The following is a 14,917-nucleotide window of genomic DNA, read 5'->3' on the forward strand; positions in this document are numbered from 1 at the left end:
ACACCAAAAAACGAACATCATGAAGAAATTGATTGCTGGTAGTGCGCTGGCCCTGTTCTCAACAGGGCTGTATGCGCAGCAAAACATGGTAAAGGCCGGATTCTATTTAGGGAATTCCGGACTCCAGTACGAGAGGGCCCTTGGGGAACGTATTTCCCTTGTGGGTCAGATAGGCTATTCCAGTATCCCTACTAGGGTCGGGAGCAATGACTCCAAATCCACTGGGATAGGCTATTATGCCGAAGCTCGCTATTACCTTTCCAAGAGGGATGGATTGATGCGTGGTTTTCATTTGGGCCCCTATTACACCTTCTTGAATGTGGATGACAAAAATGAGGGTGATTTGAACACCAATCTATCCTCCATTGGGGCCGTGGGAGGCTACCAGCACATTTTTGGCAATGGTATTGTTCTTGGTGCAAGTCTCGGCTTGGGAACGCTTCGAGTGGAAAGCGATGTCAAATTGGATATTGGGGGCATTGATTTTTTCCCCAATCTCGGGATAACGATAGGATATCAATTTTAAAATAGTTTCGAGATGAAGATAAAGATATTCACCATACTAATGATGGGTCTTTCATTGCACATGAAGGCCCAAAACGAAAGGAGTCCATACAACGATTTCTATTCCTATGTGAACCAACAATGGATTGATTCCACCGAAATTCCAGCGGCATATGGGTATTGGGGTAGTTTTCACGAAGTCTATTTTGAAAATCAGGAACGAATTAAAGGGATTTTCCAAGAGCTATCATTACGGGAAGACCATAAAAAGGGAAGTACGGAGCAATTGGTTGCCGATCTGTATACCAGCTGCATGGATACCGTACAGATTGAACAGAAGGGTTTGGCACCTTTACAACCCTTTTTGGAACAAATCGATACGGTAAAGACCATTGAGGGATACATGAACCTGACAGCGCAATTTTACCTCTATGGCATACCGGCGCCTCTAAGTGTATATTCTGGCTTGGATGATAAAAATAGTTCCAAGTATATTCTACACTTGGGGCAATCAGGTTTGAGTTTGGGGAATAGGGCATATTATATTGAAGACAACAAACAATACCAGGAATTTAGGGAGCAATACGTGTCCTTGATCGCAGACATGTTCCAGCTGGTGGGGCTCCACTCGGGAGAAGAAGGCAAAGCTGCAAAAATGATTTTGGAGATGGAGACCTTAATGGCACGTATCCATCGGAACCCGGTAGAGCAACGCGACTCTGAAAGGCGTTACAATAAAAAGACCTTGGAAGAATTGAACCAGTTGACCTTTCATATCGATTGGAACGGGTTTTTTAAAGGATTGGGATTATCGGAAAACATGGAGTATGTGATTGTGTCGCAGCCTGAATACTTCGCCATGCTTGATAGAATGCTCAAGGATTTTTCCATAGCGGATTGGAAAACCTATATGCAATGGAAATTGATTAGAGGTACCACCAGCCTTTTAAATAAACAAGTGAGAGATAGAAGCTTTGCCTTTTATGGGATGACATTGCAGGGAACAAAAGAACAATTGCCTCGATGGCGAGTGGCCCAAACGGCTGTGGACAACCATCTCGGCCAACCCTTGGGTAAATTGTATGTAGAGCGATATTTTCCGCAAGAGAGTAAAGATGAAATGCTAAGCTTGATCGGTAATTTAAAAAAAGCCTTTCATCATCGTATGAAAGGATATACCTGGATGTCGGATAAAACCAAAGTACAGGCGCACCACAAATTGGATAAAATGGGCGTAAAGGTGGGCTACCCCGATGAATGGCTGGATTATACAGCAGTTGATGTTAGGGCAGACGACTACTTTGGGAATGTAATGCGAATCAATGAATATGATAATGTTCGTTTCTTGAACAGGGTCGGGAAACCCGTTAACCCGAACGATTGGAGTATGACGCCGCCCACCGTTAATGCCTATTATTCCTCATCGCATAATGAGATTGTGTTTCCTGCTGGAATTCTAAACCCACCTTTTTTTAATCCCAATCTGGATGATGCTTCCAATTATGGATCCATAGGTGTCATTATTGGTCATGAGATTACCCATGGTTTTGACGATCGCGGAAGCCTGTACGATGCTGATGGCAACCTATCCTCTTGGTGGGAGCCAGAAGACAGGGAAAAGTTTGAAGCCAGGGCAAAAAAAATTGTGGAGCAGTACAATGCGTACATCGTATTGGATTCCATTTCCGTAAATGGGGCATTGACCCTTGGCGAGAATATTGGGGATTTGGGAGGTCTGGCCATTGCTTTTGAAGCGATGAAGATCAACCAAGCTAAAATAGGCGCAAAGCAAATTGACGGCTTAAGCGATGAACAACGTTTTTTTGTGGCCTATGCCAATATGTGGAGGGTTAAATATCGCGACGAGACCTTGGAAAACCAGGTGAAAACAGATACGCATTCCCCTGGATACTATAGGACCAATGGTCCATTGTCAAATTTTGGACCTTTTATCAAAGCCTTTAATATCCCAGAGGGCAGTCAGATGCGTCGCAACGAATTAATCACAATTTGGTAATACTTGGAATAAGATGAGAAAATTAATTGTAGTTAGTTTGTTGCTGCTGTTCACTGAGTATCTGGGTGCACAAGGAATGGAAAAAAAGTATGATGCAATAGATCAAAAAGCAAAGGCGCAAATCCTGATGAATTTTAAATATCAGGAAGAATGCTGGAACAATCAAGATTTGGTCTGTTATATGGAAGCGTATTCCAAAACTGATCGGATTCAGACCATTTCTTCGGGAGGCGTTACTTTTGGCTATGACCATATCCTATCCAATTACCAAAGGTACTTTCCCAAAGATCGTATGGGACAGCTGCGTTTTGATCAGTTCAACTTTAGAAAACTTTCAAGGAAGCTCTGCTTTGTCACTGGAAGATTCAATTTGGAATTTAAGGAACGTGGTAAACCAGTGCAGGGATGGTTTTCGGTGGTGATGCAAAGAGAAAATGGAAAATGGGCCATTCTCACGGATCATTCCAGTTGAGGATTTTCGCATGGAAGGCTCCAGGCCATTCGTAACAAAGAGAAGCCAAAACGATAACACATGGCCGCTATGGAAACACTCATTTGCATATCAAGATAGTGACAACCCATTTTAATGGATAATAGCGAAACAATCATGAACCAAACAGAGCGGAAAAATATAAGGTCAGGTTTATGGACCTCGAACCAAGAAAACCCATTTTGGATTCAAGTGCAGGAAAACCAAGTATTTTGGTTGGGTATGAACAAACGAGGTCAAAACATTTCCTTAGGTGAAAAATGGTGCCGTATAGGGCATGGTAGAATAAAAGGGTCCAATCTTTACTTGACCTGGACCGATATCCCGGTAGGCCATAATCAAATGGATGGTTTCATCGTCATTGAGATTATTGATGAAACCACCATGCGCGTGAGCTGGAACCTTGGTGATTTCCGAAAATCTGTTTGGAAATGGGTCACGGACAAAAAACACTTTAAGGACTTTCAAGGCAGCTAGGAACTGAAGCGTATAGAGAAATATGGGGCATTTGTATACTCTATGGATGTTGATGCCCATAATGGAGAGGGATCCGATAGCGCATGGGAAACCTGCTTTGCATCGACCTTGCCCAAACCTGAAATCCCTTTCATTTCAAGCAAATTAAAAAGAGCCTGCACTTGAAAGCTTGCAGGATGCTATGGAAATATGTCGGCTCTACAACATTATGCTTTGAACTGCACTAAGCATTATAGACTTCCAAAAAGCTTTTGTTTGAATCGATAGCCCTTATAACATAGCAGGTTAGAATACAATAGAAAACAGTTGTCCTTCATCACATGATGGGTCAAGGGTAATCAAGTTGGATGCTAGGGTTGTTACACGGGAACAATCAAATACCTAGCTGTTCCAAAAAATAGCCTCCAATTCAAGAAGTACGGTTTTGTAGGCTTCATTTACAAAGCCGTTCCATGCAAAAATAAAGACGTTCAAATCATTATGTCGAGCTACCGGGATGCTTCATTTAGATTCGTTGTCAGCAATTGCATTAGGGCTGGGCGGAGAGTAAGTCTTCAATCTTAAACGAACAATAATTATAAAACCATAAAGCTTTGTTCTCATTGATTGATTTTTTGAATTAGCCACATAAGACGAAATCTCTTGCCCACCCTTTTCAATTGGACTAATTCAAAACTAATGTTAACAAAAAACTAGATTCATGAAATTCAAAATTCGATGCTATGTGTCCATCATGGCCCTTTTCTTGTCATTGGGTTTACAGGCACAGGAAAAAACAGTGTCCGGTCAAGTGACCGACACCTCGAATCAGCCCCTGCCAGGGGTTTCCGTGGTTGTTGTAGGGACCACCACGGGTACACAGACCGATTTTGACGGTAACTATTCCATTACGGTAAGTACGGGTGATGTATTGCGCTTTAGTTATCTAGGGCAGCAGACCGTCGAAAGAACGGTAGGGGCTTCCTCCACAATCAATGTACAAATGGAAGAGGATGCCCAGGCGCTGGAAGAGGTAATCGTTACCGCTTACGGTACCAGTACCAAAGAAGCTTTTACGGGTTCTGCCAGTGTCGTTGGGGCGGAGGAGCTGTCCATTAGGAATGTGACCTCTCCTATTGCCGCCATCGAAGGGCGAGCCACGGGGGTGCAGTTTACCTCTGCAACCGGTCCTGGTTCCTCTCCCGGCATTGTAATCCGCGGTGTGGGTACATTGAACGGAGACACCGATCCCTTGTTCATTGTGGACGGGGTACAGTACGAAGGTGCGCTGAACACCATCAACCAAGAGGATATCGAATCCTTCACCATCCTAAAGGATGCCGCTTCCACCTCCCTGTACGGTTCCCGTGCAGCGAACGGTGTGGTGACCATCACGACCAAAAGCGGTAGAAAAGGCGGCATCCAGGTGAATGCCTCCATGCAGTACGGTTTGGTGGATACGTCCATTCCTTTTTATCCAGAACTTTCCCCTGGCGAGTATTATGAGACCATGTGGGAGGCTTTGAAGAATTCAAGTGCCGGAGGTGGTGACCCCGCTTTTGCCTCGGCCAACATATACAATGCCTTGGGCTACAACCCGTTCAATGTGCCCAATGACCAGATTGTGGGTACGGACGGACAATTGAATCCCAATGCAAGCGTCATCTACAACAGCCTTAATTGGTACGATGTACTGTCCAGGACGGGCGTACGCCAGAACTACAATGTCAACGTTTCCGGTGGTGGGGACGACCACAAAGTATTCTTCTCCGCTTCCTATCTGGATGAGGAAAGTTATGTGGTAAATTCCAGTTTTGATCGCTTGACCACCCGTTTGAACGCGGAGTTTGATGTGAACGACAAGCTTACCATTGGAGGTAGTGCTAACATAGCCATTACCGAAGCGGTGGCGCCTAGTGCTGCAGGTTCAGGAAATATTGCCAATCCCTTTGGTTTTGCAAAAGGCATGGGTTCCATCTATCCCGTTTACGTCAACGACCTTCAAGGAAATATTGTAAGGGACGTACAAGGAAACCCTGTCTTCGATAGCGGTGAAGGGTTCCCGGAATATAACATCGGTTCTAGACCGGTGAATCAAGGTCGTCATGCACTTCAGGAGCTTTTGCTGAACGATGAGCGTGATAGGGACAACACCTATGGCTTCCGTTTCTTTGTGGAACAAGAGATCCTTGACGGTCTTAGTATACGATTGAACTATGGTAGGGATATCAATGAAGGTCTTGAAAAGGAGTATGAAAATGCCGTTATCGGTGATGCACAGCCTGACGGTAGGTATAGTGAGGAACGAAGCAGGAGACAGGTAGAGAACTTCAACCAGATCCTTACCTATGTAAAGAGCTTTGGAGACCACAACCTCGACATTACCGCAGGTCACGAAAGCTTTGATAGAACCTATACCGAAAACAGTGGTTTTAAGACGGTCCAAGCGGCCAATGGTATCTTTGAGTTCGACAATTTCTCGAACATTACGGACTTGGCAGGTGCTTCTACCAGAAGGAGTATCGAAGGTTATTTCTCAAGGGTCAACTATAACTACAAGAACAAATACTACATCAGCGGTTCCGTCCGACGTGACGGTTCCTCCGTATTTGATGCAGATACCCGTTGGGGTACCTTCTATTCGGTTGGTGGCTCTTGGAGAATCGATCAAGAAAACTTCTTAAAAGGCTCTGAAGTGGTCAACCAATTGAAATTGAGGGCCTCTTATGGTGAGGTAGGGAACGATGCTTTGGGACAAACCGTCGGTGGGGTTTTCTTTGATGATTTCTTCCTGTCCCAGCCACGATTCTCCATCACTTCCAATGCAGCGGACCCAGCAATTATTTATACCGATATAGGTAATTCTGATTTACAATGGGAGACTATCGAGAACTTTGATGTGGCCCTGGAGTTCACGCTTTTCAACAACTTCTTGGACGGTTCTGTGGAATACTATAAAAGAAACTCTTCTGATTTGCTCTACCTGCTGCCCATTGCACCAAGTAATGGTCTGAACGTAGTCCCTGTCAACGTGGGTGACATGTACAACTCCGGTTGGGAAATGGCATTGACGGCCAACTTGTTCGACAAGCCTGATTTTAGATGGAACGTAACCTTGCAGGCATCGACCTTCAAGAACGAGATCACCAGTCTTCCCGATCCTTTTGTCAACGATTCCAAGCGTTGGGACGTGGGACGTTCCAGGTTTGATTTCTATATTTTGAGGACTGCAGGTGTAGATTCGGAAACCGGGGACCAATTGTTCCTTCAGTATGAATTGGACGACAACGGAAACAGTGTTCCCGTGTTGGATGCCAATGGTGAGATCGCCACCACCAACGATTGGCAGGACACCGAGCGTGCCTACACGGGTGATAGCTCCATCCCCGACCTATTGGGATCCATCGCCAACAGCATCAGCTACAAAGGATTTTCCTTTGATTTCTTGATCAACTACGGTATCGGCGGTAGCGTATTGGACAATGCCTACTCGGCCATGATGCACAGCGGAAACTATGGTAGCTCCTTGCACCCTGACATTTTAAGGGCATGGAGACAACCTGGTGACATCACCGATGTTCCCCGTATGGAAAACGGTAACCCTAACCTGGTACGGACACAGTCCGATCGTTTCTTGACGGATGCCTCTTTCTGGGCATTGCGTAACGTGAACTTGGGCTACACATTCGACAGCAAGATTGCCAACCAACTCGGCCTTGACCAGTTGAGAGTTTCCCTTACCGGTGAAAACCTTTATACAAAGAGTGAACGAAAAGGACTCAACCCACAGTTCAACTTGGCGGGTACAGGCGCAGGTAACGACTTTAACCCTGCACGTATCATCTCATTGGGGCTGAACGTAACTTTTTAAAAAAATAAATGATGTTAAGAAAAATAAATATACTGTTACTGGCTTTCCTAGGGATCGCCATAATTTCATGCGACGACGACTTTTTGGAAACAACGCCCACGGATGCCATTTCTGCCTCCGATGCGTTGGCCAACGAGGACAACATGCAGCTGATCTTGAACGGGCTGCACCGTGGACTGTACTCACAATCACAGACCATATTCCCCGGCGGGGACACGCAACGGGCAAACAACCACTACTGGGTGCCACTGGGAGACAACCTTTCTGGAGGTTTGATCCACTCCGCCAATGCCAATAACTTGGGTTGGAGAACGGAGATGCAGTGGAACTCCCACACCGACCAGACTTCATTGACCTGCGAGTTGTTGTGGTACCATAGGTACAACATCATCTTGGGGGCCAACCTGTTGATCAACAGGGGAACTGACGGTACCTTGGTGGAGTCGCCACAGTTGAACGAGATTTTGGGACAGGCCTACACTTATCGTGCCTATGCCTACCTTTCCTTGGTACAGCATTATGCCAAGGGTTACTTGATCGGGAATCCGGCAAGCGACCCAGGTGTACCATTGTTGTTCTCTTCAGAATCTCCCTTTACCAGTGAGCCAAGATCTACGGTTCAGGAAATCTATGACCAAATCGAGGCTGATCTAGCCGCTGCCATTGACCGTTTCGAGGAAGGTTCAGGAAGACCGAGTGGAGGCGCCGAAACCAAATCCCAGTTGAACATCAACGTTGCCTATGGTCTTTTGGCCCGTACGGCGTTATCCAAGGGGGATTGGCAAACAGCTGCCGATGCCGCCGTTATGGCACGTCAGGGCTTTCCTTTGATGGGCGAGGACGATTGGAAATCAGGCTTTAACACGAATAACCTTTCCGAGGTGATCTGGGGAAGCAATGTGATTGCTGCTGAGACGACCTTCTTCCGTTCCTACTTTTATTTGATCAGTAACAACTTCAATGGTAGCCAGAACAGGAACAATCCAAAGATTGCCGATAGAAGGATAATCGATGCCGCTCCGGCTACGGACTATAGGAAGGATATGTTCATCATAGATGCACCGAACACCAACAGTTCCGCATCCAACAACCAGGGAGGGCTTGACCCCACTACCGGTCTGCCAAGGGATCCCAATTATGCCAATGATTTGCAAGGGTATAACGCCAGAAGGGCAGAGGTAAATGCGGCCTTTGGTATTAATGATGCCTTTAACCAGCACCCTTACATGCAATTTAAATTAAGGAATGCAAACCCAGGATCCATTGACCCCGATGATATCATTTACATGCGTACTTCCGAAATGTATCTCATCGAGGCTGAGGCAAAGGCCATGATGAACGACATTTCTGGTGCACAGGAAGCATTGAGACCATTGGGAGAGGAGCGTGACAGCGCTTATGACGTCACCATCTACAACACCCAAGAGTCCATGATGGAGCATATCAAGTTCCAGAGACGATTGGAGTTGTGGGGCGAAGGCTTTGGATACACCGACAAGATTAGATGGGATGAGGGAATCGACCATGCTGCTGATGGTGGTTCTGGAGCTTCGGCCGTACTTTACCAAGAGGCCTACCAAGTGGAACGTCCATCGGTGAACGAAGATTGGATCTTTAAGATTCCTCAAGCGGAATTGGATGCCAACCCCAACTTATCACCCTCCGATCAGAATTAATTTTTGAGTTTAGTTAATGTAGTAAAGCCCTCCTATTTCTGGAGGGTTTTTTGTTGAATCAACCCAGTTCGTCATATCTTTTTTGTAAGTGATGGTCATTGAATCCGCTCTCTGCAACTCCTGCTTGGAATATTAAAAGCTTTAACAAGACAGCCACTTGTTCTTTTTCTCTGGATTCACTACTTTAAGGTCAGCAGTTTTAGACAACCTCGATTATGTGCTACGATGTCAATGCCCAACTGGAAACCCAGCTAAAGCGAGCCATGCGGGATGCGGATGAACATGCTATCCGTGAAATCCGTGAAAAAATGGCCAGGGAGACCGATCTCCCACTGTTCCATGTCACCGGGTTCCAGCATCCCAGGATGTTCATTTATACCAATGAAAGTCCCAACTTCACAGTAGTCTCACAATGGGGACTGGTGCCTTTTTGGGCAAAGGATAAAAAGGATATCTGGAACAAGACGCTCAATGCACGCGGTGAGACCATTTTTGAGAAGAATTCCTTTAGGTCATCGGCAAAGGGCAAAAGGTGCCTTATCTATATCGATGGGTTCTACGAACATCACCACCATGGCAAGGAGACCGTTCCCTATTACATTTCCCGTGAGGACCTTCGGCCCATGGGCCCTGGCCGGACTTTGGAACGAATGGACGGACCCGGAAACCGGGGAAATCCTCAATACCTTTTCCATCGTGACCACCGAAGGCAATCCCATGATGGCCGAGATCCATAACAATCCCAAGATGGCAGGGCCACGGATGCCGGTGATCTTGCCCGATGGATTGGAGGATGCGTGGTTGGAACCTTACCGGGACGAGCTGGACCAAAAACAATTGGAGGAACTGCTCCGACCGTATCCCGAATCCGAACTGGCGGCCCATACCGTTGGCAAACTAAGGGGCAAGGATGCAGTGGACAACAATGGCCCCTGTGACCTATGACGATGTTAAAACGACCTATTGATGCGGATATACGATTATTTGGAACTGTCCAAGGAGGAACAATGGGAGGCCCTGGGGGACGAGGGAGTCTATGTGACTTCCTTTAGGTCCATTGATTGTTAATTTCAGTTGTACGCTATTGATCGGTTTTTTATCGAATTGGAACTCTGCCCGATACAGGAGTCTGTCCTAAGCATGGGGGTGTTCGTCCATGGAAAGAAAATGGACAAGTATTTGGAAGATATCTATCTGGACGCTTTGGGCTTTCTGTAATTATGAATTGTTAGAAATAGGAAGAACCTTGTACACGGTATGGATCTCCCTATAAATTCGCCCATCGGATCCAGGCTTCCGATGATTTCAATTTGCTCTTGATGCAGCACTATATCAAGTTCAGTGATGGGGCCACCATGGTGGAGTATGCCAAGCGTGAAAAGCAACATCTTTGTACCGGGATTTACGGGGTCGAGGATTTTTATGTGAAGGTGAAGGCCTATATCGCCTTTCTCGATGATCTGATCGCCTAAATGCACAGTTTCCCATACTGTCACAATGTTTGCAGTTGGGGGACGTGGATTGATCATTGGGACCAAAACTAGGCTTTACCGAAATTAATCGACCCACCTCTTTTGCTATTATCTTCGGTCATTTGGGCGCTTCAGCTGTTGTTCACGGTAGGAAGTCGGGGATACGGATGCATTGCGCTTAAAGAACTTACTGAAGGCATAGGCGGTGTTGAACCCGAGCAAATGGGCAATTTCCTTGATGGATCTCGGGCCGTGCAAAAGTACTTTGGCATCTTCCATCAAGAGCTGCTGGATATGATCCTTGGCCGTACGGCCCGTATTCTTTTTGATGACCCTGGAGAGGTGGTCCGGTGTTACCCGAAGACGCTTGGCATAAAAACCTACCTGGTGCTGCGAGCTATAATGGCGGGTGAGCAATTCCATAAATTGCAATACCAAAAAATGTCCGGTGGTAGGTATGATCGATGTCAAAGGATTCTCTTTTTGGACCAAACGGTCCAGTTCCCACAATAGCATGTAAAGCCCGTACCGCAGGACAATCCCATGGGCAGGGGAAGGAGTGGTCGGATAGATCTTGGCCTTGAGGATCTTGAGTAGTTTCAACAACCAATGCAGTTCTTTGGTTTTGAGGTCCAGGGTTTGGGGCTGTCGCTCCCAATGCTGAAATAGCCTTATGGGCAATGCCCTGTTGGTATCTGCATGGATCTGTTGTGAATCAAGGCCAACAATGCCCATTTCAATGGGGGAAAGGGATGGCCGGAGGAACCAATTCCTCCCTCGGGGCAGTAAAAGGAGTCGGCCGGGATATAGCCTATGTGCGACTTGCTCGATTACTATTTGGATCCGCCCTTTTTTGATTAGGAACAGCAGGGCGTGCAGCCTGTCAAAATGGGTTTGTACCGTACCTACTTGCTCGCTCTCCTCGATAAAAAGGATAACCAGCCCCGCTATCTGTTGCTTTTCATGGCTATCGGACCGTTCCAAAAGAATCAGCGTTCCCCGATATCCATGAGCTTCGAAAACAATGTGCTGAGCGTTGGGAAAAGGTTGCACAGCACACTGATGAACAAGAGCCGGGCCGGTTTTCCGGGATGAACACGTTTGGTGATGCCTTCCGGATTGAAATGATCCACCAGTTGATCGTAACCGAACAGTTCAATGACAATCCAAATGGCCCATAGATTGACGGACATTAGGGCAATGGGCCAAAGGAGCTGCCATTTTCGTTGTGCACGGTCACGGGGTTCCATCAGTTTTCCAGGCTAAAGGGTTCGGTCTCGGGCACGGGAACGATGGAATCAAAATCGGGATCGGGCATGTGTCGCAAAACGGTCTGTGGGTTCCCAACAGCGTTGGGAATCGACAGGTCCCAGTCCTCATCTTCGATGACCGAGTCATTTTCATGGGCCGTGGGTTGCAGTGGCCGCTGTTGTTTTGAAGGGAAGGCTATTGTATTATCTGATTTAGGATAATCGTCATATACATTATCGGGTGTACACCCCATGGTCATCCATAGAGCGATACTGGTAATACAAACAAGTTTTTATATTTTGATGAGTTTTTAAGTTACCGATTATTAGATCGGTCCATGCTCACCCGGGCAACCTGAACCTTGCTGACCGCCGATGGTACGGAGGTGTTAAGGTTTGAATTCGCTGTAAAACTAGGGGCAAATCCAGCATCCGTGCAAGGGCTTGTTCGGTGATTTCCCGAAAAGGACGGGTGGCTTTCCTGAAATCGTCCTAGCTGCTTTTTTAAATTTTTGTAAGTGAAACCCCACAATTTGCACTATCTTCGAAGGAAATCGCACTTCCATCATGCACACAAGTGCTTAGCCATAACTGTTCCCCAAAGATGGAGGTACTATAGTTCCCCACTTTAGTTTAGTAGCCATGCAACATCCGATGATCGGTAGACTGACACTTTTGATGGTCCTCATGGGCCTGGGCAGCCTATGTGCGCAGCAGCCATTGGACAATCCCGATTCCCTGCTGGCATTGGAATATCCGGTGCTTTTTGGGCGTATCAAGGAGGCTGGGCAGGATAGTGTCAAGCAGCAACTATACCTTAAGGCCTATCTGGAAAAGGCCGTGAAAGAAAACAATGATGCCCAACGGATACAAGGCTATAAAAACTATCTGCATCGTTCCTTGGGAAAGGTTAGACTGGCTTATGCGGACAGTATGGTCCTTAGCGCCAGAGCTGCCAAGGACACCGCTCTGATCGGTTCGGCCTATCTGACCAAGGGGATCGTGTTCTATAGCGAAAAAAAATACAAACGGGCACTGGAAAATTACCTTGTGGCCGATGGATTCCTGGGGCGTACCGATGATGCATACCTGCACCATAAGCTCCAATACAATATCGCCCTGGTCAAATACTACACCGAACATTATGATGAGGCGGTCGTTTTGCTCAACAAGGGTCTAGGGTATTTTAAGGAGCACAGTGTGCCCGGTTACCTGAATTCCCTATTGTTGCTCGGTCGTTGTCACCAGCAAATGGAAAATTATGGCCTTAGCCGTAAGGTCAATACCTTGGGCATGGAAGAGGGACAACGGTTGGGGTATCACAGCTTGAGCAGGTATTTTGTACAGTCCGAGGGAATCAATTATGCCCTGCAGGGGAACTATCCCTTGGCCATCGTGCATCTGGACAGTAGTCTGCAATTGATAGGGGACAAAGGAAATGATTTTGCCAATGAGGTGCTGACCGGGTTTTATCTTGGGCGCTGTTATTGGGAATTGGGGGAACAGGAAAGGGCCGTGAGTTATTTTAAACAGGTGGATGCCCATTTTAGGGGGCAGAACTATATCAAAGCGGAACTGCTGGGGGCCTATGGCTACCTGGCCGAATACTATGGTGCCATGGAAAGGCCCGACCTACAGTTGACTTATCTGAAGCGGCATATCGAGGCCATTGATTTTTTGCGGGAACAGCACCAATATCTGGACGATACGGTCAAGGATGGCTATGACCTGAAAAGTATCCAACGGGAGAAACAGCAGATCGAAGGAATTTTGAAGATCAGGGAGCGGCAGAAGAACATCGGGATTGCAGTAGTGGTGCTGTTGTCGATCTTGTCGCTATGGTTGGCCTGGCGCTACCAGCGTACCCGAAAGCTGTACCAAAAAAGGTTCGAGGCCATACTTGCCGGGGAAAATCCGCCTGTCCGGAAAATGCAAAAAAACCATACCGTTCCTTCCCACCCTTTGGAAATTTCCAAGGAGAAAATCGATGCGGTGTTGGCCCGTCTGGAACGTTTTGAAGGCTGTCGGGACTTTCTGGACCGAAAGATGTCCGCGGGCAAATTGGCGGTCCTGGCCGAGGTGAACGGGAAATACCTCTCCCAGATCATCACCCATTACAAGGGAAAGCGCGTGATGGAATATATCAATGACCTAAGGGTGGACCATATCATTGCACAAATGAAACAGGACCGAAAGCTGGCCCTTTACAGCAACCGTTCCCTGGCCGAAGAGGCGGGCTTCAACAGTGAACGCACCTTTGTCAAGGCCTTTAAATCCCGGGTGGGCATCACCCCGATGTTCTTTATGGAGCGCCTAAGGGCAAAGCAGGACACCGGGTAGGAGGGCATAATATCCAGCTATTCATGGGACTAAACCCAAGGGCGGTATACAAATACCACAACACGAGTCTTTGTTGGGCGTGTCCCTAGGGGCCGGGCTTTCCGTTGCAAGGCCTGATGGCAAGGATTCAGGGCTTTTCACTGCAATCCCTCACGCGATGGAGGTTGGGAAAATTACGTTACCGAACAGTTGCTGCCTGCCAGAAAAGGGGTATGCTTCAATGAAAGGATTGGTAACTGGCGATGGTTCACTTGGAATTGATCGACTCCAACACAAAATCTGCTCTTTCCTGAACAGCAACCCTGGGAACCTCAATTAGGTCATATTGGTAGCCCCGATAGGTCTGGATCATTTTGTTGTAGGTGAACACCGATTCGTTCCAGTCCTGTGTCCGCTGGGCATCGGTATGGTAGATATCCTTCCAAGGGGGCAGGATAAAGACTTGGGGACGGTACCTGTGGGTTTCGGCCAAGCTTTTCATTTCCCGGTCTATGGGAAGGCCTTCCAAAGCCGCATAGCAGAGGGCGTCCACAAAGCCACGGTCGAAAAATACGGGCTGATCGGTCCTGACGTCTAGGAGGGTCTTTTCAAATTGGGCTTTGCAACCCTTGAACATCAGCTCCATATACTGCTTCCTGTTTTTCCAGGGCAGGGCCTCCCCGTCGATGGCCTGTTGCGCTTTGATCAGTTCACGGGCCGTTTCGGGCACGACCTTGAAGCCGCGTTGCCGTAGTTCCTCCAAAAGGGTGGTCTTGCCCACGCCAGGGCCGCCGGTAATCACATAAAACGGAAGGTGGTCTTTGCTTCGTTTCAAGGGTAAGTAATTTGGTTTGGTGTCGTT

Annotated in this window: 13 protein-coding genes and 1 pseudogene; 9 read left to right on the plus strand and 5 right to left on the minus strand. The window is 47.2% G+C overall.

Features of this window, described 5'->3' with window-relative positions; all coding sequences use genetic code 11:
- Positions 1-19: 19 nt before the first annotated feature.
- The 4 genes from AC13CS_RS11420 to AC13CS_RS11435 all read left to right on the plus strand — a co-directional run bounded on the left by AC13CS_RS11420 (position 20) and on the right by AC13CS_RS11435 (position 3,488).
- Positions 20-526 carry a DUF3575 domain-containing protein gene (locus AC13CS_RS11420; protein ID WP_293167399.1) on the plus strand — a complete coding sequence of 169 codons (507 nt, stop codon included), beginning with the start codon at positions 20-22 and terminating at the stop codon, positions 524-526.
- 12 nt (positions 527-538) lie between these two features.
- Complete coding sequence (locus tag AC13CS_RS11425; RefSeq protein WP_293167397.1) at positions 539-2,521, plus strand: M13 family metallopeptidase; 1,983 nt, start codon at positions 539-541, stop codon at positions 2,519-2,521.
- A 13-nt stretch (positions 2,522-2,534) separates the two neighbouring features.
- On the plus strand, positions 2,535-2,993 hold the full coding sequence (locus AC13CS_RS11430) for a nuclear transport factor 2 family protein (protein ID WP_293167395.1): 459 nt from the start codon (positions 2,535-2,537) through the stop codon (positions 2,991-2,993).
- Positions 2,994-3,107: 114 nt separating this feature from the next.
- Positions 3,108-3,488, plus strand: a complete 381-nt coding sequence (locus tag AC13CS_RS11435) for a hypothetical protein (RefSeq protein WP_293167393.1) — start codon at positions 3,108-3,110, stop codon at positions 3,486-3,488.
- Here AC13CS_RS11435 and AC13CS_RS11440 read toward each other — a convergent pair.
- Entirely contained in the window at positions 3,485-3,622 is a 138-nt protein-coding gene (locus tag AC13CS_RS11440; RefSeq protein ID WP_293167391.1) for a hypothetical protein, read from the minus strand. The genes AC13CS_RS11435 and AC13CS_RS11440 overlap by 4 nt on opposite strands.
- A 566-nt stretch (positions 3,623-4,188) precedes the next feature.
- On the opposite strand from AC13CS_RS11440, the gene AC13CS_RS11445 reads away from it, so the two are divergent.
- The 4 genes and pseudogenes from AC13CS_RS11445 to AC13CS_RS11460 all read left to right on the plus strand — a co-directional run bounded on the left by AC13CS_RS11445 (position 4,189) and on the right by AC13CS_RS11460 (position 10,486).
- Positions 4,189-7,338 (plus strand): SusC/RagA family TonB-linked outer membrane protein, encoded by a 3,150-nt coding sequence (locus AC13CS_RS11445; protein ID WP_482888754.1) that lies wholly within the window; start codon positions 4,189-4,191, stop codon positions 7,336-7,338.
- A gap of 11 nt (positions 7,339-7,349) precedes the next feature.
- Positions 7,350-9,014: a RagB/SusD family nutrient uptake outer membrane protein gene (locus AC13CS_RS11450; protein ID WP_293167958.1), complete on the plus strand. Its 1,665-nt coding sequence runs from the start codon at positions 7,350-7,352 to the stop codon at positions 9,012-9,014.
- 365 nt (positions 9,015-9,379) lie between these two features.
- Positions 9,380-9,959 (plus strand): annotated as a pseudogene (locus tag AC13CS_RS11455) (SOS response-associated peptidase).
- A gap of 374 nt (positions 9,960-10,333) precedes the next feature.
- The gene (locus AC13CS_RS11460; protein ID WP_293167385.1) at positions 10,334-10,486 is read left to right on the plus strand and encodes a hypothetical protein; all 153 of its coding nucleotides are present in this window, start codon (positions 10,334-10,336) and stop codon (positions 10,484-10,486) included.
- 108 nt (positions 10,487-10,594) lie between these two features.
- Here AC13CS_RS11460 and AC13CS_RS11465 read toward each other — a convergent pair whose 3' ends face one another.
- Genes AC13CS_RS11465 through AC13CS_RS11475 form a run of 3 tightly spaced genes read right to left on the minus strand, consistent with a single transcriptional unit; the run spans position 10,595 to position 11,990 of the window.
- On the minus strand, positions 10,595-11,539 hold the full coding sequence (locus AC13CS_RS11465; RefSeq protein WP_293167383.1) for a helix-turn-helix transcriptional regulator: 945 nt from the start codon (positions 11,537-11,539) through the stop codon (positions 10,595-10,597).
- Positions 11,476-11,736 carry a hypothetical protein gene (locus AC13CS_RS11470; protein WP_293167381.1) on the minus strand — a complete coding sequence of 87 codons (261 nt, stop codon included), beginning with the start codon at positions 11,734-11,736 and terminating at the stop codon, positions 11,476-11,478. The genes AC13CS_RS11465 and AC13CS_RS11470 overlap by 64 nt, the downstream gene beginning before the upstream one ends.
- Complete coding sequence (locus tag AC13CS_RS11475) at positions 11,736-11,990, minus strand: hypothetical protein (protein ID WP_482888755.1); 255 nt, start codon at positions 11,988-11,990, stop codon at positions 11,736-11,738. The genes AC13CS_RS11470 and AC13CS_RS11475 overlap by 1 nt, the downstream gene beginning before the upstream one ends.
- Before the next feature lie 400 nt (positions 11,991-12,390).
- Between AC13CS_RS11475 and AC13CS_RS11480 the strand changes: the two genes are divergently transcribed.
- Entirely contained in the window at positions 12,391-14,076 is a 1,686-nt protein-coding gene (locus AC13CS_RS11480; protein ID WP_293167377.1) for an AraC family transcriptional regulator, read from the plus strand.
- Positions 14,077-14,323: 247 nt separating this feature from the next.
- Here AC13CS_RS11480 and AC13CS_RS11485 read toward each other — a convergent pair whose 3' ends face one another.
- On the minus strand, positions 14,324-14,890 hold the full coding sequence (locus tag AC13CS_RS11485; RefSeq protein WP_293167375.1) for an AAA family ATPase: 567 nt from the start codon (positions 14,888-14,890) through the stop codon (positions 14,324-14,326).
- Positions 14,891-14,917 lie beyond the last annotated feature (27 nt).

The sequence above is a fragment of the Flagellimonas sp. B-3 genome (assembly GCF_056857835.1).

Excerpts from the sequence above, each read along its gene's own strand:
- AC13CS_RS11420 (WP_293167399.1), top strand. The coding sequence starts at position 20 with ATGAAGAAATTGATTGCTGGTAGTGCGCTGGCCCTGTTCTCAACAGGG.
- AC13CS_RS11425 (WP_293167397.1), top strand. The coding sequence starts at position 539 with ATGAAGATAAAGATATTCACCATACTAATGATGGGTCTTTCATTGCAC.
- AC13CS_RS11430 (WP_293167395.1), top strand. The coding sequence starts at position 2,535 with ATGAGAAAATTAATTGTAGTTAGTTTGTTGCTGCTGTTCACTGAGTAT.
- AC13CS_RS11435 (WP_293167393.1), top strand. The coding sequence starts at position 3,108 with ATGGATAATAGCGAAACAATCATGAACCAAACAGAGCGGAAAAATATA.
- AC13CS_RS11440 (WP_293167391.1), bottom strand. The coding sequence starts at position 3,622 with ATGAAAGGGATTTCAGGTTTGGGCAAGGTCGATGCAAAGCAGGTTTCC.
- AC13CS_RS11445 (WP_482888754.1), top strand. The coding sequence starts at position 4,189 with ATGAAATTCAAAATTCGATGCTATGTGTCCATCATGGCCCTTTTCTTG.
- AC13CS_RS11450 (WP_293167958.1), top strand. The coding sequence starts at position 7,350 with ATGTTAAGAAAAATAAATATACTGTTACTGGCTTTCCTAGGGATCGCC.
- AC13CS_RS11460 (WP_293167385.1), top strand. The coding sequence starts at position 10,334 with ATGCAGCACTATATCAAGTTCAGTGATGGGGCCACCATGGTGGAGTAT.
- AC13CS_RS11470 (WP_293167381.1), bottom strand. The coding sequence starts at position 11,736 with ATGGAACCCCGTGACCGTGCACAACGAAAATGGCAGCTCCTTTGGCCC.
- AC13CS_RS11475 (WP_482888755.1), bottom strand. The coding sequence starts at position 11,990 with ATGGGGTGTACACCCGATAATGTATATGACGATTATCCTAAATCAGAT.
- AC13CS_RS11480 (WP_293167377.1), top strand. The coding sequence starts at position 12,391 with ATGATCGGTAGACTGACACTTTTGATGGTCCTCATGGGCCTGGGCAGC.